Annotated in this window: 24 protein-coding genes; 12 read left to right on the top strand and 12 right to left on the bottom strand. The window is 72.1% G+C overall.

All coding sequences use genetic code 11. The annotated features are described in order from the left end of the window. Positions 1-63 precede the first annotated feature (63 nt). On the bottom strand, positions 64-3,438 hold the full coding sequence (locus ABS735_RS15975; protein ID WP_373906203.1) for a pyruvate carboxylase: 3,375 nt from the start codon (positions 3,436-3,438) through the stop codon (positions 64-66). A gap of 444 nt (positions 3,439-3,882) precedes the next feature. On the opposite strand from ABS735_RS15975, the gene ABS735_RS15970 reads away from it, so the two are divergent. Then, positions 3,883-4,791: a CAP domain-containing protein gene (locus tag ABS735_RS15970; RefSeq protein ID WP_373905508.1), complete on the top strand. Its 909-nt coding sequence runs from the start codon at positions 3,883-3,885 to the stop codon at positions 4,789-4,791. 29 nt (positions 4,792-4,820) lie between these two features. Here ABS735_RS15970 and ABS735_RS15965 read toward each other — a convergent pair whose 3' ends face one another. The 3 genes from ABS735_RS15965 to ABS735_RS15955 are packed head-to-tail and all read right to left on the bottom strand — an operon-like array spanning position 4,821 to position 7,161. Beyond that, positions 4,821-6,143: a sensor histidine kinase gene (locus ABS735_RS15965; RefSeq protein ID WP_373905509.1), complete on the bottom strand. Its 1,323-nt coding sequence runs from the start codon at positions 6,141-6,143 to the stop codon at positions 4,821-4,823. Beyond that, the gene (locus ABS735_RS15960; protein ID WP_373905510.1) at positions 6,140-6,829 is read right to left on the bottom strand and encodes a response regulator transcription factor; all 690 of its coding nucleotides are present in this window, start codon (positions 6,827-6,829) and stop codon (positions 6,140-6,142) included. Before ABS735_RS15960 ends, ABS735_RS15965 begins: the two co-directional genes overlap by 4 nt. Positions 6,830-6,882: 53 nt before the next feature. Then, entirely contained in the window at positions 6,883-7,161 is a 279-nt protein-coding gene (locus tag ABS735_RS15955) for a hypothetical protein (protein WP_373905511.1), read from the bottom strand. Between the two features lie 58 nt (positions 7,162-7,219). Here ABS735_RS15955 and ABS735_RS15950 point away from each other — a divergent pair, with 58 nt between their 5' ends. Next, the gene (locus tag ABS735_RS15950; RefSeq protein WP_373905512.1) at positions 7,220-7,441 is read left to right on the top strand and encodes a hypothetical protein; all 222 of its coding nucleotides are present in this window, start codon (positions 7,220-7,222) and stop codon (positions 7,439-7,441) included. Between the two features lie 85 nt (positions 7,442-7,526). On the opposite strand, the gene ABS735_RS15945 is transcribed toward ABS735_RS15950, so the two are convergent. Both ABS735_RS15945 and ABS735_RS15940 read right to left on the bottom strand, forming a co-directional pair. Next, the gene (locus ABS735_RS15945) at positions 7,527-7,898 is read right to left on the bottom strand and encodes a cellulose binding domain-containing protein (protein WP_476755882.1); all 372 of its coding nucleotides are present in this window, start codon (positions 7,896-7,898) and stop codon (positions 7,527-7,529) included. A 2-nt stretch (positions 7,899-7,900) separates the two neighbouring features. Next, positions 7,901-9,121: a saccharopine dehydrogenase family protein gene (locus ABS735_RS15940; RefSeq protein ID WP_373905513.1), complete on the bottom strand. Its 1,221-nt coding sequence runs from the start codon at positions 9,119-9,121 to the stop codon at positions 7,901-7,903. A gap of 152 nt (positions 9,122-9,273) precedes the next feature. Here ABS735_RS15940 and ABS735_RS15935 point away from each other — a divergent pair, with 152 nt between their 5' ends. From ABS735_RS15935 to ABS735_RS15925, 3 genes are all read left to right on the top strand, one after another. Continuing rightward, entirely contained in the window at positions 9,274-10,020 is a 747-nt protein-coding gene (locus ABS735_RS15935) for a TetR/AcrR family transcriptional regulator (RefSeq protein WP_373905514.1), read from the top strand. 153 nt (positions 10,021-10,173) lie between these two features. Further along, the gene (locus ABS735_RS15930) at positions 10,174-10,647 is read left to right on the top strand and encodes a carboxymuconolactone decarboxylase family protein (RefSeq protein ID WP_373905515.1); all 474 of its coding nucleotides are present in this window, start codon (positions 10,174-10,176) and stop codon (positions 10,645-10,647) included. A 140-nt stretch (positions 10,648-10,787) separates the two neighbouring features. After that, complete coding sequence (locus ABS735_RS15925; protein ID WP_373905516.1) at positions 10,788-11,699, top strand: RNA polymerase sigma-70 factor; 912 nt, start codon at positions 10,788-10,790, stop codon at positions 11,697-11,699. On the opposite strand, the gene ABS735_RS15920 is transcribed toward ABS735_RS15925, so the two are convergent. The 5 genes from ABS735_RS15920 to ABS735_RS15900 form a co-directional block, all read right to left on the bottom strand. Further along, entirely contained in the window at positions 11,700-13,298 is a 1,599-nt protein-coding gene (locus ABS735_RS15920; RefSeq protein ID WP_373905517.1) for a sulfite oxidase, read from the bottom strand. 105 nt (positions 13,299-13,403) lie between these two features. After that, entirely contained in the window at positions 13,404-13,670 is a 267-nt protein-coding gene (locus ABS735_RS15915; RefSeq protein ID WP_373905518.1) for a hypothetical protein, read from the bottom strand. Between the two features lie 59 nt (positions 13,671-13,729). Then, positions 13,730-14,731 (bottom strand): aminoglycoside phosphotransferase family protein, encoded by a 1,002-nt coding sequence (locus tag ABS735_RS15910; protein WP_373905519.1) that lies wholly within the window; start codon positions 14,729-14,731, stop codon positions 13,730-13,732. 120 nt (positions 14,732-14,851) lie between these two features. Further along, positions 14,852-17,074 carry a catalase/peroxidase HPI gene (katG, locus tag ABS735_RS15905; protein ID WP_373905520.1) on the bottom strand — a complete coding sequence of 741 codons (2,223 nt, stop codon included), beginning with the start codon at positions 17,072-17,074 and terminating at the stop codon, positions 14,852-14,854. Positions 17,075-17,098: 24 nt separating this feature from the next. Beyond that, positions 17,099-17,554, bottom strand: a complete 456-nt coding sequence (locus ABS735_RS15900) for a Fur family transcriptional regulator (RefSeq protein WP_373905521.1) — start codon at positions 17,552-17,554, stop codon at positions 17,099-17,101. A gap of 132 nt (positions 17,555-17,686) precedes the next feature. On the opposite strand from ABS735_RS15900, the gene ABS735_RS15895 reads away from it, so the two are divergent. Further along, entirely contained in the window at positions 17,687-18,787 is a 1,101-nt protein-coding gene (locus ABS735_RS15895; RefSeq protein WP_373905522.1) for a DUF475 domain-containing protein, read from the top strand. 82 nt (positions 18,788-18,869) lie between these two features. Further along, positions 18,870-19,292 (top strand): DUF350 domain-containing protein, encoded by a 423-nt coding sequence (locus tag ABS735_RS15890; RefSeq protein ID WP_373905523.1) that lies wholly within the window; start codon positions 18,870-18,872, stop codon positions 19,290-19,292. A 48-nt stretch (positions 19,293-19,340) separates the two neighbouring features. On the opposite strand, the gene ABS735_RS15885 is transcribed toward ABS735_RS15890, so the two are convergent. Then, positions 19,341-20,774, bottom strand: coding sequence for a WGR domain-containing protein (locus ABS735_RS15885; protein WP_373905524.1), 1,434 nt, complete (start codon positions 20,772-20,774; stop codon positions 19,341-19,343). 307 nt (positions 20,775-21,081) lie between these two features. Here ABS735_RS15885 and ABS735_RS15880 point away from each other — a divergent pair, with 307 nt between their 5' ends. The 5 genes from ABS735_RS15880 (at position 21,082) to ureG (ending at position 24,915) form a co-directional block, all read left to right on the top strand. Next, positions 21,082-21,384, top strand: coding sequence for an urease subunit gamma (locus tag ABS735_RS15880; protein ID WP_373905525.1), 303 nt, complete (start codon positions 21,082-21,084; stop codon positions 21,382-21,384). A 74-nt stretch (positions 21,385-21,458) separates the two neighbouring features. Next, complete coding sequence (locus tag ABS735_RS15875) at positions 21,459-21,803, top strand: urease subunit beta (RefSeq protein ID WP_476755881.1); 345 nt, start codon at positions 21,459-21,461, stop codon at positions 21,801-21,803. Next, positions 21,796-23,505, top strand: coding sequence for an urease subunit alpha (locus ABS735_RS15870; RefSeq protein ID WP_373905527.1), 1,710 nt, complete (start codon positions 21,796-21,798; stop codon positions 23,503-23,505). Before ABS735_RS15875 ends, ABS735_RS15870 begins: the two co-directional genes overlap by 8 nt. Before the next feature lie 41 nt (positions 23,506-23,546). Next, complete coding sequence (locus tag ABS735_RS15865; protein ID WP_373906204.1) at positions 23,547-24,230, top strand: urease accessory protein UreF; 684 nt, start codon at positions 23,547-23,549, stop codon at positions 24,228-24,230. Continuing rightward, positions 24,220-24,915 (top strand): urease accessory protein UreG, encoded by a 696-nt coding sequence (gene ureG, locus ABS735_RS15860; RefSeq protein ID WP_373905528.1) that lies wholly within the window; start codon positions 24,220-24,222, stop codon positions 24,913-24,915. The genes ABS735_RS15865 and ureG overlap by 11 nt, the downstream gene beginning before the upstream one ends. The last annotated feature ends 10 nt before the right edge of the window (positions 24,916-24,925 follow it).

Raw genomic sequence — 24,925 nt, 5'->3', positions numbered from 1 at the left:
CGTGACGCGCCCCGCAGTGGTGCGGGGCGCGTCACAACCGCCCGGGCCGAAGACCCGTAGCGCTCAGGCGAGTTGGACGAGGAGGTCGCCGCCCTCGACCTGCTGGATGCGGTTGATGGCGAGCCTGGTCACCGTGCCGGACTTCGGGGCGGTGATGGAGGCCTCCATCTTCATCGCCTCGATGGTGGCCACGGTGGCTCCGGCCTCCACCTCGTCGCCCTCGGCGACGGCGAGGGTGACCACACCGGCGAACGGCGCCGCGACATGGCCGGGGTTCGCCCGGTCGGCCTTCTCCGTCACCGGGACGTCGGAGGCGGCCGACCGGTCGCGGACCTGGATCGGGCGGAGCTGGCCGTTCAGGGAGGACATCACGGTGCGCATGCCGCGCTCGTCGGCGTCGCCGACCGCCTGGAGTTCGATGAGCAGCCGGACGCCGGGGTCGAGGTCGACCGTGTACTCCTTGCCCGGGCGCAGCCCGTAGAAGAAGTCCTTGCTGTCGAGGACGCTGGTGTCGCCGAACGAGGCGCGGTGGGCGTCGAACTCGCGGGCCGGGCCCGGGAAGAGCAGCCGGTTGAGCGTCGCGCGGCGGTCCTTGTCGAGACCGGTGCGGTCGTCCTCGGACAGCTCGGCGAGTGGCCTCGCCTCGGCGCGGCCCCGCAGCGCCCTGCTGCGGAACGGCTCGGGCCAGCCGCCGGGCGGGGTGCCCAGCTCGCCGCGCAGGAAGCCGACCACGGAGTCCGGGATGTCGAAGCGGTCCGGTTCGGCCTCGAAGTCCGCCGGGGAGACACCGGCGCCCACGAGGTGCAGGGCCAGGTCGCCGACCACCTTGGAGGACGGGGTGACCTTCACCAGGCGGCCCAGCATCCGGTCGGCGGCGGCGTACATGGCCTCGATGTCCTCGAAGCGGTCGCCGAGGCCGAGCGCGACGGCCTGGGTACGCAGGTTGGAGAGCTGGCCGCCGGGGATCTCGTGGTGGTAGACGCGGCCGGTCGGGGAGGCGAGGCCCGCCTCGAAGGGGGCGTAGACCTTGCGGACGCTCTCCCAGTACGGCTCCAGGTCGCCGACGGCCTGGAGGTCGAGGCCGGTGGGCCGCTCGGTGTGGTCGGTGGCGGCCACGATCGCCGACAGCGACGGCTGCGAGGTGGTGCCCGCCATGGACGCCACCGCTCCGTCGACGGCGTCCGCCCCGGCCTGGACCGCGGCCAGGTAGGTGGCGAGCTGACCGCCGGTGGTGTCGTGGGTGTGCAGGTGCACCGGAAGGTCGAACTCCCGGCGCAGCGCGGAGACCAGCGTCGCGGCGGCCGGGGCGCGCAGCAGGCCGGCCATGTCCTTGACCGCAAGCACATGGGCGCCGGCGTTCACGATCTGCTCGGCGAGCCGCAGGTAGTAGTCGAGGGTGTAGAGCCGCTCGGAGGGGTCGGACAGGTCGGCGGTGTAGCAGAGCGCGACCTCGGCGACGGCGGTGCCGGTCTGCCGTACGGCCTCGATGGCGGGCCGCATCTGCTCGACGTCGTTGAGGGCGTCGAAGATGCGGAAGACGTCGATGCCGGTGGCGGCTGCCTCCTGCACGAAGGCGTCGGTCACCTCGGTCGGGTACGGGGTGTAGCCCACGGTGTTGCGGCCGCGCAGCAGCATCTGGAGGCAGAGGTTGGGCACCGCCTCGCGCAGGGCGGCCAGCCGCTCCCACGGGTCCTCGGCGAGGAAGCGCAGGGCGACGTCGTAGGTGGCGCCGCCCCAGCACTCCAGGGACAGCAGCTGGGGCAGGGTGTGGGCCACGACGGGCGCCACGGCGAGCATGTCCTTGGTGCGCACCCGGGTGGCGAGCAGGGACTGGTGGGCGTCGCGGAAGGTGGTGTCGGTGACGCCGATGGTGGAGGACTCGCGCAGCCGTCGGGCGAAGCCCTCGGGGCCCAGCTCGGCCAGCAACTGCCGGGAGCCGGCCGCGGGTTCGCCGGCGGGCACGGCCGGCAGCTTGGTCAGCGGGTCGATCAGCTCGGGGCGCTCGCCGTGCGGCTTGTTCACCGTGACGTCGGCGAGGTAGGTCAGCAGCTTGGTGCCGCGGTCGGCGGAGTGCCGGGCGGTGAGCAGGTGCGGGCGCTGCTCGATGAACGAGGTGGTGACCCGGCCGGCCTGGAAGTCGGGGTCGTCCAGGACCGCCTGGAGGAAGGGGATGTTGGTGGCGACGCCGCGGATGCGGAACTCGGCGACCGCGCGCCGGGCGCGGTTCACGGCGGTGGTGAAGTCCCGTCCCCGGCAGGAGAGCTTGACCAGCATCGAGTCGAAGTGCGCGCTGATCTCCGTACCGGCGTGGGTGGTGCCGCCGTCGAGCCGGATGCCCGAGCCGCCCGGCGAGCGGTACGCGCTGATCCGGCCGGTGTCCGGGCGGAAACCGTTGGCCGGGTCCTCGGTGGTGATGCGGCACTGGAGGGCCGCACCGCGCAGGGTGATGTTCTCCTGGGCGAGCCCGAGGTCGGCCAGCGTCTCACCGGCGGCGATGCGCAGCTGGGACTGGACCAGATCGACGTCGGTGACCTCCTCGGTCACCGTGTGCTCGACCTGGATGCGCGGGTTCATCTCGATGAAGACGTGGTTGCCGTCCCGGTCGACGAGGAACTCGACGGTGCCGGCGTTGCGGTAGCCGATCTGCCGGGCGAAGTTCACGGCGTCGGCGCAGATCCGCGTCCGCAGGGCCGGGTCGAGGTTGGGCGCGGGCGCCAGCTCGATCACCTTCTGGTGGCGGCGCTGCACCGAGCAGTCCCGCTCGAAGAGGTGGATGACGTTCCCCTCGCCGTCGGCGAGGATCTGCACCTCGATGTGGCGGGGCTCGACGACCGCCTTCTCCAGGAAGACCGTCGGGTCGCCGAAGGCGGATGCGGCCTCGCGGGACGCCGCCTCGATGGCCTCGCGCAGCTGGGCGGGCTCCTCGACGCGGCGCATGCCGCGTCCGCCGCCGCCCGCGACCGCCTTGACGAACACCGGGAAGCCGACGTCGTCGGCGGCGCGCACGAGTTCGTCGACGTCGGTGGACGGCGCGGAGGACCCGAGCACCGGTACGCCGGCCTCGCGGGCGGCGGCCACGGCACGGGCCTTGTTGCCGGTCAGTTCGAGGATCTGGGCGCTGGGTCCGACGAAGGTGATCCCGGCCTCCTCGCAGGCGCGGGCGAGTTCGGGGTTCTCGGACAAGAATCCGTACCCCGGGTAGACGGCGTCGGCCCCGGCACGGCGGGCGGCGCGGACGATCTCCTCCACGGAGAGGTACGCGCGCACCGGATGCCCCTGCTCCCCGATCTCGTAGGCCTCGTCGGCCTTCAACCGGTGCAGCGAGTTGCGGTCCTCGTGCGGGAAGACGGCGACGGTGCGCGCGCCGAGCTCGTAGCCCGCCCGAAACGCACGGATCGCGATCTCCCCGCGGTTGGCGACCAGCACCTTGCGGAACATTCTTGATCCCTTCAGCCTGCCGGGTGACGAGACCATGGTGTCGGCGCCGCCCTCGGTACGCCATGTGAGCCGGGCCACTCCCGGCTCCGTCATGAACCCGTGCCGCGGCCGTCTGGTCAAGGACTTGCGTGCACCGCGGAGGGGCATGCGTCCACCGCAGAGCGGCTTTCGTTCACGGCAGGGCGGTGGCGAGCCGGTGGCGGATGCGTCGACGCCGGCCGGGGCGCGGGAGGGGGCGGGCGGGGCCGGGGGCGGCGGGGCCGCACTTCCTCAACGGACTTTGGTGGCTCTTTTAAGGCTTTCTGAAGATGACCTTCGAACGGCCGTTTCCACGCCGGTCGCGTCCTAGGCTCTCGAACACCCCCCACAGTCCCGGTGGGCGCGGTCGCGTCCACCGGGTACGGGGGCTCCGTCAGCCGACCGACAAGCCGAGGTGTCCTGCGTATGGGTTCCCGCCGAGCCTCTCGCCCGTCCCGCTCCCACGCTCGTCCCCGTGGCGGGCTCAGGACCCGGGGTACCGCGCTGGCACTGGGCGCCGTCACCTTGACGGCGGGCGTCGGGATCAGGCTGGCCGTCACCGACGGCGACGACGGCGGGGCCTTTGACCGGGTCACCGCGAACGCCGCCGGCCAGGCGCCGAACGCCGAGGACGCGGCGGGCGGTACGGCACCGCTCGTGTCCACGTCGGCGGGCCCGAGCGCCACGGCAAGCCCTTCCCCGAGCAAGAGCGCCGAGCAGAAGAAGAAGCCGAAGAAGACGGCGAGCCCGACGACCAGCGCCGCCGAGGCTCCCGCGCCGACCTCCAAGGCGCCCGTCAGGGCCACCACGAAGAGCGGCAACGACGGGTCCGGCGGCAACGGGTCCGGCGGCGGCAGCGGCTCGGGGTCGGGGTCGGGGTCGGGGTCGGGCAGTGGATCAGGCTCCGGTTCCGGCTCGGGCTCCGGCTCGGGCTCCGGCACCGGCGCGACCGGCGGAGCCGAGGCACAGGTCCTCGCGCTGGTGAACGAGGAGCGGGCCGCGGCGGGCTGCTCTCCGGTCACCGCGAACGACAAGCTGACCCGGGCGGCGGACGACTACAGCGACGTCATGGCGAACAGCGGTGTGATGTCCCACACGGGGCCCGACGGCTCCACCATGGCGAGCCGGGTCGAGGCCGCCGGCTACCAGTGGTCGACGCTGGGCGAGAACATAGCCCGGGGCCAGGCGGACGCCGCCTCGGTGATGGACTCCTGGATGAACAGCCCCGGCCACCGCGCGAACATACTCAACTGCTCCTTCAAGGAGCTCGGCGTCGGCGTCCACTTCGGCGACGGCGGCCCCTGGTGGACCCAGGACTTCGGCACCGGCCGCTGACGCCGGTCACCGCTGCCGGCCCGCGCCCCTCACCGTTCACCGCCGCCGACCGCACGCGCGTCCGCCAGCGCGAACGACACCGTCACCCGTGCGCCCCCGAGCGGGGCACGGGTGATCGTCAGTTCGCCGTCCGCCGTGCGGGCCGCCCGGGCCACGATGTCCAGGCCCAGCCCGGTGGAACCGCCGACGCTGACGCCCCGGGTGAGGGCCGCCTCGGGATCCGCCACGCCCGGTCCGGCGTCGTCGACGGTGAGGTGCACGTGCCTGTCCCGCCGTTCCACGCGCACGAGGAAGCGGGTGCCCTGCGGGGTGTGCCGGAAGACGTTGCCGATCAGGGCGTCGACGACGGCGGCGACGTCGTCCTCGGGGAAGGCCACGGGCGTCGGACGCGGGGTGAGGGAGCGCTCGAACGGCCGCTGCTGCTGGGTGGCGAGGACCGACCAGAAGTCCAGCCGCATGGCGACCACCTCGGCGACGTCGCACGGCTTCGCCGCACCCGCCCCGGCGAGCTGCGCCGACGCCAACGGGGTGCGCGCCGCCGCGATGATCGAGTCCAGCTCGCGCTCGAGCTGCCCCGCCGCGTCCGTGACCCGCTGCGCGCTCGGCGTCGCGCCCATCCGGTCGGCCTCCAGGTAGAGGGCGGTCAGCGGGGTGCGCAACCGGTGCGAGAGGTCCGCGACCAGCTCGCGTTCGACGGCGAGCAGGTCGACGACCCGGTCCGCCATGGTGTTGAACGCCACTCCCGCCTCCTGGAGCTCGGGCGGGCCGTCCGGTTCCACCCGTACTCCGAGGTCGCCGGAGCCGAGGGCGAGCGAGGCGCGCTTGAGTCCCCGGGAGGAGCGGACCACGCGGGCTCCGAGCCGGTCGGCGACCAGCACCGAGCCGCCCACCAGTCCGAGGGCGAGCAGCGCCATCACGCCCCAGGAGGCCGTCACCCCCCGGGTGAGGTCCGCGGCGGGCACGTAGGCCTCGACGACCGCGACCCTCTCGCCCCGCAGGACGACGGGCTGGAGGTACGCCCAGCCGTCCGCGGTGTCGACGGCGAGGGTCTCGCGACCCCGTACGGCCCGGTCGAGCGCCTCCTCGGGCGCGTGCGGGGTCCCGACGAAGCCGCCGTCGGGCAGCCGCACGACCAGCTGGTCGGAGGAGCCGAGTTCCGCGACGGCCTGCTGGACGTCGGCGCGCCGGGTGGTGAGGGCGAGCACCGGCGACAGGGCCGCGGCACGCTGCTCGGCGGCGGTGGTGACCCGGTCGCGGGCCTGTTCGCGGACGAGGAGGGCGAGCGGGATGAGGAACGACAGCGCCACCATGGAGGTGACGGCCAGGGCGATCCCGGCGAGGGCACGTCTCATGGCGCGCTGACCAGCTTGATGCCGATGCCTCGCACGGTGTGAAGGTAGCGGGGCTTTCGCGCCTTCTCACCCATTTTGCGGCGGAGTGCGGAGAGATGGACGTCCACCGTCTGGTCCTCCACGTACGGCTGCTGCCACACCTCGGTGAGGATGCGCTGTCTCGAGATGACCTGGTCGGCATTGGCGGCCAGGTAGGCGAGCAGGTCGAACTCGCGCCGGGTGAGGGGCAGTTCCCGGCCGGCGAGGTGGGCGGTGCGCGCGGTGGGGTCGATGCGCAGGTCGGCGACCTGGAGGACGGGCCGCCGCGCGGCCCGGAGGTCTTCGGGTGCGGAGCGGCGCAGCACGGCGGCGAGCCGGGCCGCGAGCTGACCGCCGGAGAACGGCTTGACCATGTAGTCGTCGGCCCCGGCGTTGAGCAGCCTGATGATCTCGGTCTCCTCGTCCCGTGCGGTGGCGACCAGCACCGGGACGCGGGATATGCCCCGGATCATCCGCAGCACGTCGAGGCCGTCGAGGTCGGGCAGCCCGAGGTCGAGCACGACGATGTCCGGCGGGCTCTGCGTGATGTCGCGCAGCGCCTCGAAACCCTGGTGTGCGGTCTTCACCGCGTAGCCGTGTCCGGTGAGGACCTCGATCAGCGCGGCCCGGATCACAGGGTCGTCCTCGACGACAAGTACGGAGGCCATGGGCAGGCACGTTAGCCGGTCCGTCACTATGGTGTCGTGTCCCGCCTCCTGCGCTACCTGATCATCTGGCTGTCCTGCACGGCGGCCAGTGTCACGGCTGTCATCATCACGATCCACTTCGTGGTGGGCTCGACCCGGCCGACCGCGCCGGTCGCGCAGACGGCGCCGAAGGAGCTGCCGGCCTCGCCCCGGCCGACCGCCTCCAAGACCGTGCGCCCCTCTCCGACCCCGTCGCCGACCAGCCGGAAGCCCAGCCCGACGCCGTCCCGCACCAGCGAGGAGCCGCCGGAGCCGACCGAGACCCCGACGCCGACGCCGAGCCCCCGCACCACTGCCCCGCGACCTCCCGCGGGCGGGGGCGACCCGGGGTGCGAGGAGGGCGGGGCCGGCGTGTACACGGTGCCGTCCGAGGGCGGCAAGGCGACCGTACGGTTCGGCGGCAGCGGGGTGTGCCTGATCTCGGCGGTGCCGAACCAGGGCTTCACGGTGAGTACGGAGCAGAGCGCGCCGCAGACGCTGAAGGTGACGTTCGCGGCGAGTCGTCACCGCTCGGAGATCACCGCGACGACGCAGCCGCAGAGCCGGGCCGACGTCCGCGAGGTCTCATGGTGACGTCCCTCACCCTCCCCCACTCCCTCACTCGCCACCGGCCGGCCGGGGCGGTACCTGCCCGCCGCCGGCCGGCCGGGACGTACGGTCACGTCGTGGCGCAGGCCGTTCCGTCGGGACTGAACGCGGTCGGGGCGGTGTTGGTGCCGCCCTTCCGCGCGGTGAAGCCGAGGGTGACCGTGCCGCCGACCGGGATGGTGGAGGTGCAGGAGGCCGGGGCGACGCTCACCGCGCCGGCGTTCTGGGTGGCGGTGCCTCCCGCCATGTCGGTGATGGTCTGGCCGTCCCCGAAGGCGAACGCCGGCGTCCACGGACCGATGGCGGCGCTCTCGGTGCTGCGGACGCCGATCTCGCCCTGGAAGCCGCCCGTATGTCCTCGGCAGTGGCAAGCGTGTGGGGAAGGGGGACGCGCATTCTTCCGCAGGGGGACCCGTCGGGTGGCGGACGGGCGATGAGACATCATCACTGTTCGCGCAGACCCCAGTGTGAGCCGTATGCGGTGAGCAGGTCCAGGAAGGGGCGTGGCGGGAAGGCTTCCGGGCCGAGGACGCCGCTGCCCTGCCAGGCGCCGGTGGCGAGGAGTTCGAGGGCGACCACCGGGTTGAGCGCGGTCTGCCAGACGACTGCCTGGGAGCCGTACTCGCGCATCGACCACTCGTTGTCGACGACGTGGTACAGGTACACCTCGCGCGCTGCGCCGTCGCGGGTGCCCCTGACCCAGGTGCCGGCACAGGTCTTGCCGGTCATCCGGTCGCCCAGGGTGGCGGGGTCGGGCAGGCAGGCGGCGACCACGTCCCGGGGTGAGACGGCGACCGGCCCGTTCTCGCCGGGAACCAGGACCCCGGCGGTGGAGTCCAGGCCCAGTTCGTGGAGCGTCCTGAGCTTGGCGATGAAGTCCTCACCGAGGCCGTACTTGAAGGTCACGCGGCGCGCGTCCACCCAGCGGGGGATCAGCAGCACCTCCTCGTGCTCGACGTTGACACACTCCACCGGACCGATGCCTTCGGGAAAGTCGAAGGTCTCCGGCTCGCTGAACGGCGCGGTGGTGAACCAGCCGCGGTCCCTCTCGAAGACCACGGGCGGGTTGAGGCACTCCTCGATCGTGGTCCAGATGCTGAACGACGGCGCGAAGTCGTAGCCCTCGACGGTCAGGTTCGCGCCGTCGCGCACGCCGATCTCCTCGATGTCGTCGAAGAGTTCGTCCGCGGCGTACCGGGCGAAGACGTCCGAGAGTCCCGGTTCCACTCCCATGCCGACCAGGGCCAGCCGCCCGGAGCCGGACCAGCGCTCGGCCAGGGCGAACTGTTCGTCGCCGAGCTTCACCCCGCACTCCTCGTGCGGGCGGGAGGCGTGCGGGACGGACAGTGACATCGCCATGTCGAGGTAGTCGGCGCTGCCCGTGAGAGCCGCTTCGAACAGGGGCATCACGAAGCGCGGGTCGGTCGCGTTGAGCAGGACGTCGCAGCGGTGCTCGGCGAGCGTCCGGCGCACGGCGTCGCGGTCCGAGGCGTCCAGCCGCAGGGCGGTGAAGCGGTCGCCGTGCTCTTGGAGGGTCGCGACGGCCGCCTCCGCACGGGCGAGGTCGTAGTCGGCGACGACCATGTGGGTCAGGAACTCCCTGCGGGCCGCGATCCGGGTGACGGCGGTGCCGACACCGCCCGCACCGACGAGAAGTACACGCATGCCGGACACCTTTCTGACTCCTGCCGGGAGGCGGACGTCCCCGGGTACGCCCGATGCAACGGGACGTCGCACGACAAGGTCAACCGTGTTGGCATAAGGTCACCGGTCACGGAACCGGCCGGAGGAGACCGGGACGACGAGGAGGGCACGCGATGGCGAAGCCAGTGGTACGGGAAGGGGCGCGCCGCAGGCGACGGCCCACCCGCCAGGGCACGGTGCTGTCCGAGACGCTCATCGTGCACACCGCGCTGCGGCTGCTGCGCGAGCACGGCGGCGCCGGACTGACCGCCCGGCGCTTGGGCCTCGCCCTGGGCGCGGACCCGAGCACCCTGTACCGGTACTTCGCGGGCATGGACGACCTCACCCGCGCCATCGGCGACGAGTTGATGGGCCGGGCCCTGGAGAGCTGGACGGCGACCGGTCACTGGCGGACCGACCTGCGTGCCCTCGGGCTCGCCATCCACTCGGCCTACCTCGCCCATCCGCAGGCCGCCGTGCTCACCGCGAGCCGGGTCACCGGCCGTCCGCGGGAGATCGCGGTGGACGAGGCCATCCTCGGCATCCTGCGTGGCGCGGGACTGCCGGACGACGACGCGGTCCGGATCTATCACACCTTCATCGACCAGAGCCTGGCCTTCGCGGCGCTCGACGCCGGGGCGCTGGCGCTGACAGCGGAGACGCGCGCGGCGGACGAGGACATGTGGGGCACCACCTACGCACGGCTGCCCGCGACGTCCCACCCCCACATCGCCGCCACCGCCCGGCTCCTGAGCGCGCGGATGCCGCACAGCGCCTATCCGGGCGCCCTGGAGATGCTGCTGGACCACACGGCGGCCCGTCTCTCCCGGAGTGAACCGGTCTCCCGGAGTGAACCGGCCGACGGGTTCCCGACCCGGTAGCCCGGATACCGGTCGCCCCCTGGCGCAGCTCGGTTGGCCCCCCCTGGCGCAGCCCGGTCGCCGCCTGCGCGGCGAGCGGCGAAGGGCCCCTGTCACACATTCCGGGGCTGCCCTGTCAGTAGGGGGTAACGACCACTCGACCGGGAGAACCTGATGGAACCGCGTCTCAACTTCTTCGGCAACCCCTTCGCCGGCAAGGTACTCAAGCACATCAACTCGGCTGCCAAGGTCGCCTCCGAGTCGGGCGTGCCCACGGCGACCCAGGAGCTCGTGAAGATCCGCGCCAGCCAGATCAACGGCTGCGGTTTCTGCACGGACATGCACACCAAGGACGCCACCGCCGTCGGCGAGACCCAGCAGCGGCTCAACCTGGTCGCCACGTGGCGGGAGGCCACGGTCTTCACCGAGGCCGAGCGTGCCGCGCTGGAGCTGTCGGAGCAGGGCACCCGTATCGCGGACGCGGCGGGCGGCGTCACCGACGAGGCCTGGGCCGACGCGGCCAAGTACTACGACGAGGACCAACTCGTCGCGCTGCTCTCCCTCATCGCCATCATCAACGCGTACAACCGCATCAACGTGATCAACCGGCAGCCCGCCGGCAGTTACCGGCCCGGTCAGTTCGGCTGACGACACCGGCCCGGCCGGCAGGCCCGGCCGGGCCTGCGCGTGGTCCGTGTCCGAGACGTCCCCGGGCCCGCTCCGGGAGAACAGGACGGCGCTCGGCGCCGGTTGTAGTGTGGGTGGCCTCCAGGCCGGAAGGAACGTCCATGCACGCCGGGGACGACGTCGACTCACTCGAGAAGGCGACCGAGGACTTCGTCGCGGCGCGCCCGCGGCTCTTCGGCATCGCCTACCGGGTGCTCGGCAGCGCGGCGGAGGCCGAGGACGTCCTCCAGGAGGCATGGATGCGGTGGCAGAAGGCCGACCGCGCCGGGGTGGTGGAGCCGGCGGCCTTCCTGGCCACCATGACGACCCGGCTCTCGATCAACACGGCTCAGTCCGCCCGGGTGCGGCGGGAGACGTACGTCGGGCCCTGGCTTCCGGAGCCGGTCGACACGAGTGCGGATCCGCAGCTGGGTGCCGAACGGGCGGAGGCGGTCGAGCTGGCGGTGCTGCACCTCCTGGAGAAGCTCAACCCGGTGGAGCGGGCCGCCTACGTCCTGCGGGAGGCGTTCGACTACCCCTACGGGCAGATCGCCGAGATACTGGAGACGAGTCAGGCCAACACCCGTCAGCTGGTGAGCCGGGCCCGCAAGCACCTGGCCGCCGAGCGCGGCGAGCGGGTCGGCGCGGCCGAGCACCGGCGCCTGCTGGACGTGTTCCTCACCGCGGCCCGGACCGGTGATCTCAGGGCACTGGAGGACGTCCTCGCCGCGGACGTGGTCAGCTACACCGACGGCGGAGGAATGCGGGGCGCGTCCAGGGTTCCGGTCGTCGGGCGGCCGCGTGTCGCCAAGTACTTGGTGGCCTTCGCGCCCCGTTTCTGGCCGGGGTCACGGGTCCGCCGGGTCGAGGCCAACGGCCGTCCTGCGGTGCTCGTCCAGGTCGGCGAGGACGCGGTCGCCCTCCTGTCCGTCGACGTCTCGCCGGAAGGCATCGACCGGATCATGTGGGTGATGAACCCGGCCAAGCTCTCCCCCTACGTGGACTCGCCGGCCCGCCGAGCGGGAAACCGGTGATCAGTCCACCGTCACCACGACGGAGTGCCGTCCACTCGCGCCGTCGGGCACGGTGCGGGTGCGCTTCTCGGTCTGCACCTCGCCGGTCCGGTCGGTCGCACGCACGGTGAGGTTGTGGCCGCCCTTGGTGGCCGACCAGGCGTACGACCACTGCCGCCAGGTGTCGCGGGAGTCCTCGGCGGCCAGAGTGGCCTCCTGCCAGGGACCGTCGTCGACGCGGATCTCGACCTTGTCGATGCCGCGGTGCTGGGCCCAGGCGACTCCGGCGACCATCACCGTGCCCGCCTTGGGCCGGGCGAACGGTTTCGGGGTGTCGATCCGGGACTGGGTCTTGATCGGTGCCTCGCGGGCCCAGTCGCGCTTGACCCAGTACGAGTCGTAGGAGTCGAACGTGGTCAGCTCGATGTCCTCGATCCATTTGCAGGCCGAGACGTAGCCGTAGAGGCCGGGCACGAGCATGCGGACGGGGAATCCGTGATCGAACGGCAGGGGCTCGCCGTTCATGCCGACGGCCAGCATCGCGTCGCGGCCGTCCATGACGTCCTCCACGGGGCTGCCGATGGTCATGCCGTCCACGGAGCGGGCCACGAGCTGATCCGCCGGGCCGCCCGCCGACGGCCGCCGGACGCCGCACTCCTCCAGCAGGCCGGCGAGCCGGACGCCGATCCAGCGGGCGTTGCCGGCGTACGGGCCGCCGACTTCGTTGGACACACAGGTGAGGGTGATGTCCCGCTCGATCAGCTCCCGCCGCAGGAGGTCGTCGAAGGTCAGCGTCTTCTCCCGGGTGACCCCCTCGCCGTGGATGCGCAGCCGCCAGGCCGTGGCGTCCACCTTAGGGACCACCAGGGCGGTGTCGACCCGGTAGAAGTCGCTGTTGGGGGTGACGAAGGGGCTGATCCCCTCCACCCGGACCTGTGCCCGCCGGGGCACCGCCGGGGCTCGTGAGCCGGGCGGCGGAAGGGTGACGTTCTTCCGGGAGGCGAGCGCCTCCCGCCCGCCCGCGCCGCTCAGGGCCCGGCCCAGGACACCGGTCCCGGCCGAGGCCGCGGCCGCGGCGGTCGCCGCGATCACGAAACGGCGCCGGTCCCAGCCCTCGCCCCGCTCCCCCGGCGCCTCCCGGCGCGGTGCCGGGAGGAGTCCGACGAGGAAGTACACAAGCACCGCGCCGGCGATCGCCCCCAGGACGGAGGGGAAGGCGTCCGTGACGCCGGCGGAGTCGGGCCTGCCGAGGGCCGCCGCGGCGCCGACGACCCCGAAGACGAGGACTCCCGCGGTGCCGGTGCGCCGACGGCGGACGGCGAACGCGCCGAGTGCCAGGGCGAACAGGGTCAGTACGGCGAGGATGCCGAGTTGGAGCACCAGCTTGTCGTTGGTGCCGAAGGTGCGGATCGCCCAGTCCTTCACGGCGGTCGGCGTACGGTCGATCGCGGCTGCGCCCACCGCGACGACCGGGCCGGCCTGCGGGCGTAGGGCCGCCGCCACCAGCTCGGCGACGGCGAGCGCGGTGCCACCCGCCAGGAGACCGCTCAGCGCACCCAGCCCGATGCGGGTCCCTGTCCCGGCCGACGCTTTCCGTGGGGTCTTGTCTTCGTCACTCACGTCGGTAATCCGGGGCTGCGCGGCACGCGGATTGGTGATCGCCTCCGACGAGGCGCAGCATCGGGTCCGCGCACGGCCGGCCGCCGGGGCGGGAGCGGTGCCGGGTCATGGCACATCGCCCCGCCAGTCGAAGCGGCGCGCGTCGCCCGGCCGCGGGGCGTAGGCGGAGCGGCCGCCCGGACCGTAGCGGCCTATCTCTGTCGCCAGTGCCACCCCGCGGCCGCGCTCCTGTTCCGTGAGGTCCGTGACGTCCAGCAGCAGGCCGTCCAGGGGGCCGCCCACCAGATGCGCGTAGACGCGCCCGGCGCGCGGCCCGGGGTTGTCGTGGTCGGCGCCGTAGACCCTGCCGCGCATGAACTCCACCTCATCCATGACGTGAAGCTTCGCATCCGCCACTGACAACGGCCCGCGCGCCGAGGGGCGAGCCGCTGTCAGAACGGTGGTTCGTCCAGCAACTCGAGAAGGCAGCGTGCGCCCGCCGCGGCCGTGGCGGAAGCGGCGGCGCCGGACGCGGTGGGGAAGAGCCTGCCGTAGGCGGCGGCGCGGTTCAGGGCGCTGAGCCGCCAGGCGAGGCTCGCCGCACGCCGCAGCTGGGCCGTCGTACGGCCGGTGTCCGTCCAGGGTTCGAGGTAGGCGTCGCGCAAACGCGGAAGCACCTGTGGTCCGTGGTGCTCGGCGGCCCGGCGGGCGGGGACGGCAAGGCTGGAGAAGGGGTGGGCGACCACGGCGTCGCCCCAGTCGAAGAAGGTGAACCTGCCGGGCGCGGGGTGGAACAGCTGACCGTCGTGCAGGTCCGCATGGTCGAGGGAGTCGGGGACGCCCAGGGCGGCGAGTTCCGCGCACCAGTCCGGCAGGCGGGGGCGCAGTTCCCGCAGCGCGGCCCGGTCGCGCGACGGCAGCGGGGTGTCGTCGAGCCGGTCGAGGACGCCGGGCAGCGCGCCCACGGGCACGGCGGGGACACCCAGGCGTTCGATCTCGCTCGCGCGCGGGCTCAGGGCGTGTTGCACGGCCGCGTACTGGCGTACGAGTTCTTCCCACGCGCCGGGAGTGACCGACTCCCGTGCGAGGACGTCCCGGAAGAGCGGTCCCCCGTCGGGCAGCAGCGACCAGCCCCGGTCGGTGTCCACCGCCAGCGGCCGCAGTACGTGCCCGGGGACCCAGCGGGCCAGCGCCGCGGTCAGCGCGCCTTCGAAGGCACTGGCCGGCGGGTTCGCCTTGAACCAGACCGCGCCGGGTCCCTCCACGCACAGCCGCAGCAGGACGGACCACGGCCGCAGCCGCACCCGCCACTGTCCCGTCGGCCGCAGACCGTGGGCGGTGAGCCCGGCCCGCACCCAGTCGAGTGCCTCGGCGCGCCAGGCCGGTTCCTCCCAGGGGGTGACGGTGTCCTGGTACCGCCCCCGGTCCACGGCCACCGGCGCGTCACTGAACATCAGGTCATCCCAGCATCGTGCGCCGTACGGGGCCACCGGTTTTCGCGCCGCCCGGGGCGGCCGGCACCGGCTGGTGCCGGTACCGGCCGCCCCTCAGGCCGCTGGATCGGACGAGGCGGATCAGGCCAGGTCGAAGCGGTCGAGGTTCATGACCTTGACCCAGGCGGCGACGAAGTCGTGCACGAACTTCTCCTTGGCGTCGTCGCTCGCGTAGACCTCGGCGAGCGCCCGCAGTTCGGAGTTCGAGCCGAACACCAGGTCGGCGCGGCTGCCGGCCCACTTGACCTCGCCCGTGGCGGCGTCGCGGCCCTCGAACGTGGTCTGGTCCTCGGACGTCGACTTCCACGTCGTGCCCAGGTCGAGCAGGTTGACGAAGAAGTCGTTGGTCAGCGAACCGGGCGTCCGGGTGAAGACACCGAGCTGGGACTGCCGGTGGCCGGCGCCCAGCACGCGCAGACCGCCGACGAGGACGGTCATCTCGGGCGCGCTCAGGGTGAGCAGGTTCGCCCGGTCGAGGAGCAGGTACTCGGCCGGCAGCCGGTTGCCCTTGCCGAGGTAGTTGCGGAAACCGTCGGCGGTCGGCTCGAGCGCCTCGAACGACTCGGCGTCGGTGTGCTCCTCCGTCGCGTCCACGCGGCCCGCGGCGAAGGGGACCTCCACCTGGAAGCCGGCTTCCTTGGCGGCCTTCTCGACGGCGGCGGACCCGCCGAGGACGATCAGGTCGGCCAGGGAGACCTTCTTCGCACCGGACCCGGAGTTGAACTCCTGCTGGACGCCTTCCAGGACGCGCAGCACCTGCGCCAGCTCGTCGGGTTCGTTGACCTCCCAGCCGCGCTGCGGCTCGAGGCGGATGCGGGCGCCGTTGGCACCGCCGCGCTTGTCGCTGCCGCGGAAGGTGGACGCCGAGGCCCAGGCGGTGGTCACCAGCTGCGCCACGGACAGGCCGGACTCCAGGACCTTGGTCTTGAGGGTAGCGACGTCCTCGGCGTCGATGACCTCGCCGTCCGGCTCGGGCAGCGGGTCCTGCCAGATCAGGGTCTCCTCGGGTACCTCCGGGCCGAGGTACAGGGACTTCGGGCCCATGTCACGGTGGGTCAGCTTGAACCAGGCGCGGGCGAAGGCGTCCGCGAATTCCTCCGGGTTCTCGTAGAACCGGCGGGAGATCGGCCCGTAGATCGGGTCGAGGCGCAGCGACAGGTCGGTGGTGAGCATCCGCGGGCGGTGCTTCTTCGACGGGTCGTGCGCGTCGGGGATGATCTCCGGAGCGTCCTTGGCCACCCACTGGTTGGCGCCGGCCGGGCTCTGCTCCAGCTCGTACTCGAACTCGAAGAGGTTCTTGAAGAAGCCGTTGCCCCACTGGGTCGGCGTGCTGGTCCAGGTGACCTCGAGGCCGGAGGTGATGGCGTCGCCGCCCTTGCCCGTGCCGTGGGTGTTCTTCCAGCCGAGGCCCTGCTGCTCCATGGGGGCGGCCTCGGGGTCGTCGCCGACGGCGTCGGCGGGGCCTGCGCCGTGGGTCTTGCCGAAGGTGTGGCCGCCGGCGATGAGCGCGACGGTCTCCTCGTCGTTCATCGCCATGCGGCGGAAGGTCTCACGGATGTCGCGGGCGGCGGCGATGGGGTCCGGGTTGCCGTTGGGGCCCTCCGGGTTGACGTAGATCAGGCCCATCTGGACGGCGCCGAGCGGGTTCTCCAGCTCGCGGTCGCCGGTGTAGCGCCGGTCGTCGAGCCAGGTGGTCTCGGGGCCCCAGTAGACGTCCTCCTCGGCCTCCCAGACGTCGGCGCGGCCGCCGGCGAAGCCGAAGGTCTCGAAGCCCATCGTCTCCAGGGCGACGTTGCCGGTGAGGACCAGCAGGTCGGCCCAGGAGAGGTTCTGGCCGTACTTCTTCTTGACCGGCCACAGCAGGCGGCGGGCCTTGTCGAGGTTGCCGTTGTCGGGCCAGCTGTTGAGCGGGGCGAAGCGCTGCTGGCCGGCGCCCGCGCCGCCGCGGCCGTCGCTGATGCGGTAGGTGCCCGCGCTGTGCCAGGCCATCCGGATCATCAGCGGGCCGTAGTTGCCGAAGTCGGCGGGCCACCAGTCCTGCGAGGTGGTCAGCACCTCGGCGATGTCCCGTTTCACGGCCGGCAGGTCGAGGGCGTCGAAGGCCGCGGCGTAGTCGAACTCCTCACCCAGCGGGTTGGCGACGGCCGGGTTCTTGGCGAGGATCTTCAGGTTGAGCCGCTCCGGCCACCACTGACGGTTTCCGCCGCCCTGCGTGGGGTGCGGGGCGCGTCCGTGGGGGACCGGGCAACCACCCGTCTCCTCGGCCTTCGCGTCGGTCACGATGGCGTCGTGGTTCTCGGACATGGGAATCCTTCCGAACGGGGCGGATCAAGGTGCTGGGGAACTGCCTGGGGTGGAGCAGTCGGGGCACAGGCCCCGGTAGATGACCTCGGCCTCGTCTATCACGAAGCCGTGGTCGTCGGAGGCGGTCAGACAGGGCGCGTCGCCGACGGCGCAGTCGACGTCGGCGAGGGCACCGCAGGACCGGCACAGGACGTGGTGGTGGTTGTCACCGACCCGTCCCTCGAACCGCGCCGGGCTGCCGGGCGGTTCGATACGGCGCACGAGCCGTGCCGCCGTGAGGGCGTGCAGGGCGTCGTACACGGCCTGGAGGGAGACGTGCCCCACGCGCCGGCGCACTCCGGAGGTGAGGGCCTCCGCGTCGAGGTGGTCCCCCGCCCGGACGGTCTCGAGCAGCGCGACACGGGCGGCCGTCACCCGCAGTCCCGCCCGACGCAGCTCGTCGGCGGTGGCCGGATTCCGGGAGTTCCGGGATGCCGTCATGGCGGCGAACCTACTCCCTGACACACGAACTACTCAAGGAAACGAGCTACTCCAGCGTGGTAAACAACGTGCGTGGCGGGCACTGGCATGGGATGCCGCCCCGTACAGTGCGTCGACAGGAATGAGTTGCCGGTGCTTTTGAAGACGTTCCGCTGGGCTTTCGTCGTCACCGCCCTCGGCCTGGCCGCGGGCGTGCTCTACGACGGCTGGACCGCCCTCGGCATCGTGGCGATCCTCTCCGTCCTGGAGATCTCGTTGTCCTTCGACAACGCGGTGATCAATGCCGGGATCCTGAAGAAGATGAACGCCTTCTGGCAGAAGATCTTCCTCACCGTCGGCATCGTGATCGCGGTCTTCGGGATGCGGCTGGTCTTCCCGGTGGTGATCGTGGCGATCAGTGCCCGGCTGAGTCCGTGGAACGCGGTGCACCTGGCGCTCACCGACAAGGACCGCTATCAGGAGCTGGTGACGGACGCGCATCCGTCGATCGCCGCCTTCGGTGGCATGTTCCTGATGATGATCTTCCTCGACTTCGTCTTCGAGGACCGGGAGATCAAGTGGCTGGGGTGGCTGGAGCGTCCGCTGGCCAAGCTCGGCAGCGTCGACATGCTGTCGGTGTGCATCGCCCTGATCGTGCTGCTGATCTCCGCGACCACCTTCGGCGCCCACGCCCACCAGCACGGCGGCACGCACGCCGACAAGGCGGAGACCGTCCTGCTGGCGGGCATCGCAGGTCTGATCACCTACATGGTCGTCGGCGGCCTCTCCGGCTTCTTCGAGCAGAGGCTGGAGGACGAGGAGGAACGGGAGCACGAGGCGGAGGAGGCGGCCCGGCGCGCGGGACGGCGGGGTTCACCCGTCGAGCTGGCGGGCAAGGCTGCGTTCTTCATGTTCCTCTACCTGGAGGTCCTGGACGCGTCCTTCTCCTTCGACGGGGTCATCGGCGCCTTCGCCATCACCAACGACATCGTGCTGATGGCCCTCGGCCTCGGCATCGGCGCCATGTACGTCCGTTCGCTGACGGTCTACCTGGTCCGCCAGGGCACCCTCGACGACTACGTCTACCTGGAGCACGGCGCCCACTACGCCATCGGCGCGCTGTCGCTGATCCTGCTGGTCACCATCCAGTACCAGATCAACGAGATCATCACCGGCCTCGTCGGCGTCGTCCTGATCGGTGCGTCGTTCTGGTCGTCCGTGCGCCGCAACCGCGCTCTGCGGACCGCCTCTTGAGCGACCTGGCAGGTGCGCTACATTTTGCATCGCCTTGACCACGATCACTCGCGATCTCTCACGCTACGGAGCCGGCAACGCCATGAGCGACATCGTCAACGGACTCGGCCGGGCCGCCGCCTACGGCGGCCTGGGTCTGGTCCTCCTGGTCCTCGGCATCGTCCTGGTGGACATGCTGACACCCGGAAAGCTCGGCCGGCAGATCTGGGAGCAGCGCAACCGCAACGCCGCCATGGTGCTCAGCTCCGCGCTGCTGGGCATCGGCGGCATCGTCTTCACCTCCATATGGACGACGTACGAGGACTTCGGCAAGGGCCTGGTGTCCACGGCCGTGTTCGGACTGCTGGGGCTGGTGATGATGGCCGTGGCCTTCCTGGTGGTCGACCTGATCACCCCGGGGCGGCTGGGCGCGACGCTGGTCGAGCCGGAGCCGCACCCGGCCGTGTGGGTGACGGCGTCCTGCAACCTCGCGGTCTCCGCCGTCATCGCTGCCTCCATCGCCTGACGCCACTCCTCTTCAGCTGGAGACTCCATCGCCTGACGCCGCTCCTCTTCACCGGAGGCGCCTGATGTCCCCGCGCACCCGGTAGAAGCCGCCCGACGCGGCGTGCAGCGCGTCGACCACGTACCGCGCGCCGGGTTCCCTGATCGCCCTCGGGAACTGGACGTTCCACGAGTGGTCGTACCCTTCCGACACCACGTGGATCCGGGTACGGCCGTTCTCCTGGACGCACTCGACCACGACCGAGCCCGCGGGCGCCGCGGTCACGGTCGCCACGGCGGCGACCGCGGTGGCCGGCGCGTACGTCGGCAGGGTGGCCGCGAGCTTGACGTCGCGGGCGACGGGCACCGAGCCCTGCTGCGCGGCCGCCACCGCCGCCTCGCTCGCGTCCACGCACACCAGGGAACCGTCCGTGGTGACGAGGAAGAGCCGCTCGTCGCGGTACTGCATGGACAGCGCGGAGCCGCCGCCCGTGCCGAGCTTCCACAGCCGGGTGCCGTCCCGGTCGAAGCAGTACACCGAGGACGCGGAGTCCCCGGCGAAGACGAACCGGCCGCCGGGCGAGGTGGCGCACGAGTAGACCGGACTGTCGCAGTGGTACGTCGCCTCGACGGCACCGGTCGCCTTGGACAGCCGCTGAACGGTGTGGCGCGCGGTTCCCGCGTACACCGCGTCGTCCTCCTGCCAGCCGAAGAGCACGGCCCCCTGGGTGGGCGTGTGCCACAACTCGGTGCCACCGTCCGGGGAATGGGCGGTCACGCCGCGGGTGTGGCCGTGGTAGACGGCGCGGTCGTCGGCGCGCACCATCCAGGCGTGCTCACCGCGTCCGCCGCGCGCCCACTGGTGCTCGTCCTCGTGGTCGATGACGGTGAGCCGTCCGGCGCGGTCCGCGACGTTCAGCACGCCCTCGTGGATGTCGAGCCAGAAGATGTCCACGTCGGCCGCGATGTCGTAGGCGGCGAAGGGCAGTTTGGACGACAGGTCGTAGACCCGGCCGTCGTCACAGCCCGCGTAGATCCAGAAGTCGTCGGCGACCAGGCACTTGACGCCGTCCGGCAGTTGGTAGCGGGCGAGGACCTCACCGCCGTGGGCGAGGGTGTAGACGTCGCCCGCCTGGTTTCCCACCCAGCACTTGTCCTCGTCGATGTGGATGCCGAACGCCGCGGAGCCGGTGCGGAACCGCCACAGGACCGGTGCGACGGCGCGGGCCGTGGAGGGCGCGGAGGTCACCTGCCGGCGGGTGACCGCGCGGGGCGCGCGCTGGCCCTGCACGGCGGGCTCGTAGCCCTTGCGGATCTTCTCGCCTATTTTCTTGGCCGCGGCGGCCTCGGCCTTCTGGACGGTGGGGAAGGTCGACGTCTGGATCTGCCCGGTGGCGCCGATCCGGCCGTAGCGCACCGACACGACCTGTCCCTGGACGGTGACTTCGTAGAACTTGTGCGCGCTCCCGTCGTCCTGCGACAGCTCCAGGTACGTCCTCGACATGGCAGACCTCTCCCCGATCGGGCCCCGCGGCGAGTTCCGCGGGTTCCACTGACCGAACCGTAGAAGGTGCCACTGACAATCGGTCGTGGTGAGCGGCCGGGCCGTCCGGTCGGAACGTGCGGTGGTTCAGGAGACGGTCGCGGGCGGCGGAGTGATGCGGGGAACAGGTGTCAGGCGCCCCGCACGCCGCGGGGTCCCCCAGTGGCGCAACATCAGCCCTCCCTTCGCCGGACTCCGTGCCAGGCTGACTCCCGGTACACGCAACCGCCGGTCCGTGCCGACCGGCGCGGACAGAGCGGAGACGGTGATGCTGCTCAGTCTTCAGGAGCGGGAGCGACTGATGATCTACACGGCGGCCAGACTGGCCCAGGAACGCCGGGAGCGGGGTCTCAAGCTCAACCTCCCGGAGGCCACGGCGATCATCTCCTCCTTCCTTCTCGAAGGGGCCCGCGACGGACGTACCAAGGCGGACCTCCAGGACGCGGGCCGGAACGTGCTGCGCCGGGACGAGGTGATGGACGGGGTGGCCGACATGCTCGCCCAGGTCCAGGTCGAGGCGACCTTCCTGGACGGCACGAAGCTGATCGCGGTACAGGGGCCGATCCAGTGAGCGAGCGGCAGCGGCGTCCGGGCAGTGGCAAGTCCCTCGTTCCGGGGTCGGGCAAGGGGGAGTCGACCGGGTTGGTGCAGCCCGGGGCGGAGTCGGCCGACGAGCCCGGCGCGCCGGGCCAGATCCTCTACGGTCCCGGGCCGGTGACCATCAACGCGGGCCGTCCGGTGATCAGTGTTTCGGTCGTCAACACGGCGGACCGCCCGGTCAGTGTCGGTTCGCACTATCACTTCGCCGAGGTCAATCCGGCGCTGAGCTTCGACCGTGACCGTGCCTGGGGGCACCGGCTGAACATCCTGGCCGGCGGGATGCGGCGCTTCGATCCGGGTGCCACCGTCGAGGTCGAACTCGTTCCACTCGGCGGCCGGCGCATCGTGCGCGGGCTGCGCGGCGCATGCGGAGGAGCCCTCGATGGCTGAGATCGACCGGCGCGACTACGTCGCCTCGCTCGGGCCCACCAAGGGCGACCGGATCCGGCTCGCCGACACCGACCTCCTGATCGAGGTCGAGGAGGACCGGTGTGTCGGCGGCGACGAGACCGTCTTCGGCGGCGGCAAGTCCGGACGCGAGTCGCAGGGGCAGTCGCACGCCACCCGGGCCGAGGGAACTGTGGACCTGGTGATCGGCGGCGTCGTGGTGCTCGACCACTGGGGCGTGGTGAAGACCGACGTGGGGATCCGCGACGGGCGGATCGTCGCGCTCGGCAAGTGCGGCAACCCCGACATCATGGACGGTGTCCATCCGGACCTGGTCGTCGGGCCCTGCACCGAGATGGTCAACGGCAGCGGGCTGATCCTGACGGCCGGCACGGTGGACACCCATGTCCACTTCGTCTCCCCGGACATGTCGGTCGTCGCCCTGGAAGCCGGCACCACGACCCTCGTGGGTGGCGGCACGGGCCCGACCGACGGGTCGAAGGCGGCCCTGGCCACGCCGGGCGGCTGGTGGATGGAACGGATGCTGGAGGGGTTCGAGCCGTGGCCGGTCAACGTGCTCTTCCTGGGCCGGGGCAGCACGGTGAACGAGGAGTCCCTGTGGGAGCAACTGCGCTCGGGGATGGGCGGCTTCAAGGTCCATGAGGACTGGGGCGCCACTCCGGCCGTCATCGACACCGCGCTGCGCGTCGCCGACGCGGCCGGGGTCCAGGTGGCGATCCACAGCGACACCCTCAACGAGGCCGGGTTCGTGGAGGACATGCTGCGGGCGGTCGACGGCCGCACGTTTCACGCCTTCCACACCGAGGGCGCCGGCGGCGGCCACGCGCCGGACATCATCCGGATCGCGGGCGAGTCCTGTGTCCTGCCGTCCTCGACCACTCCGACCCGGCCCTTCACCGTCAACACGGCCGACGAGCAACTCGACATCTGCCTGATCGCCCATCACCTGAACCCGAACATCCCGGCCGAACTCGCCTTCGCCGAAAGCCGGGTGCGCGCGTCCACGATGGCCGCGGAGGACGTCCTCCAGGACATGGGCGCCATCTCGGCGATGACCTCCGACGCCCAGGCGATGGGCCGGCTCGGCGAGGTGGTGCGGCGGACCTGGCAGACCGCCCACGTGATGAAGAAGCTGCGCGGTCCCCTTCCCGGCGACGGCCGGGCGGACAACCACCGCGCCCGCCGCTACGTCGCCAAGTACACGATCGTCCCCGCGATGATCCACGGTCTCGAACGCGAGGTCGGGTCCGTCGAGCCGGGCAAGCTCGCCGACCTCGTCCTGTGGGAGCCCGCGCTGTTCGGGGTGCGGCCGACGGCGGTCTACAAGTCGGGCATGGCCGCGATGGCGCTGCTCGGCGATCCCAACGCCGCCGTGCCCACCCCGCAGCCGGTGCTGCCGAGGCTGGGCTACAACGTCCACACCAGGGCCGCCGGGGCGACCAGCGTGGCGTTCGTGGCGCCGGCCGCGATCGAGGACGGCCTGGCCGACCGGCTCGGGCTCGACCGCCGTCTCGTCCCGGTGGAGAACGTACGCCGCCGGACCAAGGCCGACCTGCCGGAGAACGACGCGCTGCCGGACATCGAGGTCGACCCGGACACGTTCACCGTACGCATCGACGGGGAGGTGGTCGACCACGAGCCGGCGACCGAACTGCCGATGAACCACCGTTACTTCCTGTTTTGACCGGGCTCGTCGACCCGTCCGCCGGGACCGCCGCCCTGCTGATGCTGGCGGACGGGCGTTTCCCCGCGGGCGGTCACGCCCACTCCGGCGGCCTGGAGGCGGCGGTCGTGGCGGGGCGCGTGTCGGACCCCGGCACGCTGGAGGCGTTCCTGCGCGGCCGGGTCGCCACCAGTGGGGCCACCGCCGCCGCCTTCGCCGCCGCGGCCTGTGCGGCGTTCGGCGGGCTGCCGGAAGCGGAGACGGGGACGGTCGGGGAAGGTCGGCTCGGCGCGCTCGACACCGAGTTGGAGGCGCGCACCCCGGCTCCCGCGTTGCGTGCCACCTCCCGCAGGCTCGGCCGGCAACTGCTGCGCACGGCCCGGGCGATCGGTCACCATCCCGGGCTCGACGCGCTCGCCGCCGCGCTGCCGGGCGGTCCGCATCAGCCCGTCGCCCTGGGCGCGGCGGCCCGGGCGCTGGGGCTCGGCCCGCACGCGGCGGCGGCGGCCGCGCTGCACGACGCCGCGACCGGCCCGGCCACGGCGGCGGTCCGGCTGCTGGGGCTCGACCCCTTCGCCGTGCACGGCGTTCTCGCCCGGCTGGCACCCGACCTCGACCGACTGGCCGCCGCGGCCACCGGCCACGCCGACGCTCCCGCCGCCGAACTGCCCGCGTACGGTGCCCCGTCGCTGGACATCTCAGCCGAACTGCACGCCACCTGGGAGGTGCGTCTCTTTGCGTCCTGACCGTCACGATACCGAGGAAGAGCACACACACGAGCACCCGCACCCGGCTCCCGCCCCGGGCCGCCTCGCCCGGACTCCGGGGCGGCCGCTGCGGATCGGCCTCGGCGGTCCGGTGGGGTCCGGCAAGACCGCGTTGGTCGCGGCGCTGTGCCGGTCGCTGGCCGACGAGCTGCAGCTGGCCGTCGTCACCAACGACATCTACACCACCGAGGACGCCGACTTCCTGTTGCGCAACGGGGTGCTGCCCGCCGAGCGCGTCCGGGCGGTCGAGACGGGCTGCTGCCCGCACACCGCGATCCGTGACGACATCTCCGCCAACCTCGAAGCAGTCGAGGACCTGGAGCGGAGCCTGCCGCCGCTGGACCTGATCCTGATCGAGAGCGGCGGAGACAACCTCACGGCCACCTTCAGCCACGGCCTGATCCACCAACAGATCTTCGTGATCGACGTCTCCGGCGGCGACAAGGTGCCCCGCAAGGGCGGGCCCGGGGTGACCGCATCCGACCTGCTGGTCGTCAACAAGACGGACCTCGCCGGTCAGGTGGACGCCGATCTGTCGGTGATGGCCCGCGACGCCAAGGCCAAACGCCACGACCTGCCCGTGTGCTTCCTGTCCCTCGTCGAGGACCCCTCGGCGGGCGGGGTCACAGCCTGGGTGCGCGAACGACTGGCCGACGGCGGCTGAGGAGCGTGCG

Origin of the sequence: Streptomyces sp. MMCC 100, assembly GCF_041538145.2 — a bacterium.
Taxonomy (GTDB): domain Bacteria; phylum Actinomycetota; class Actinomycetes; order Streptomycetales; family Streptomycetaceae; genus Streptomyces.
Note: the sequence above shows the minus strand (reverse complement) of the source record. Positions and strands in the feature narration are given on the sequence as shown.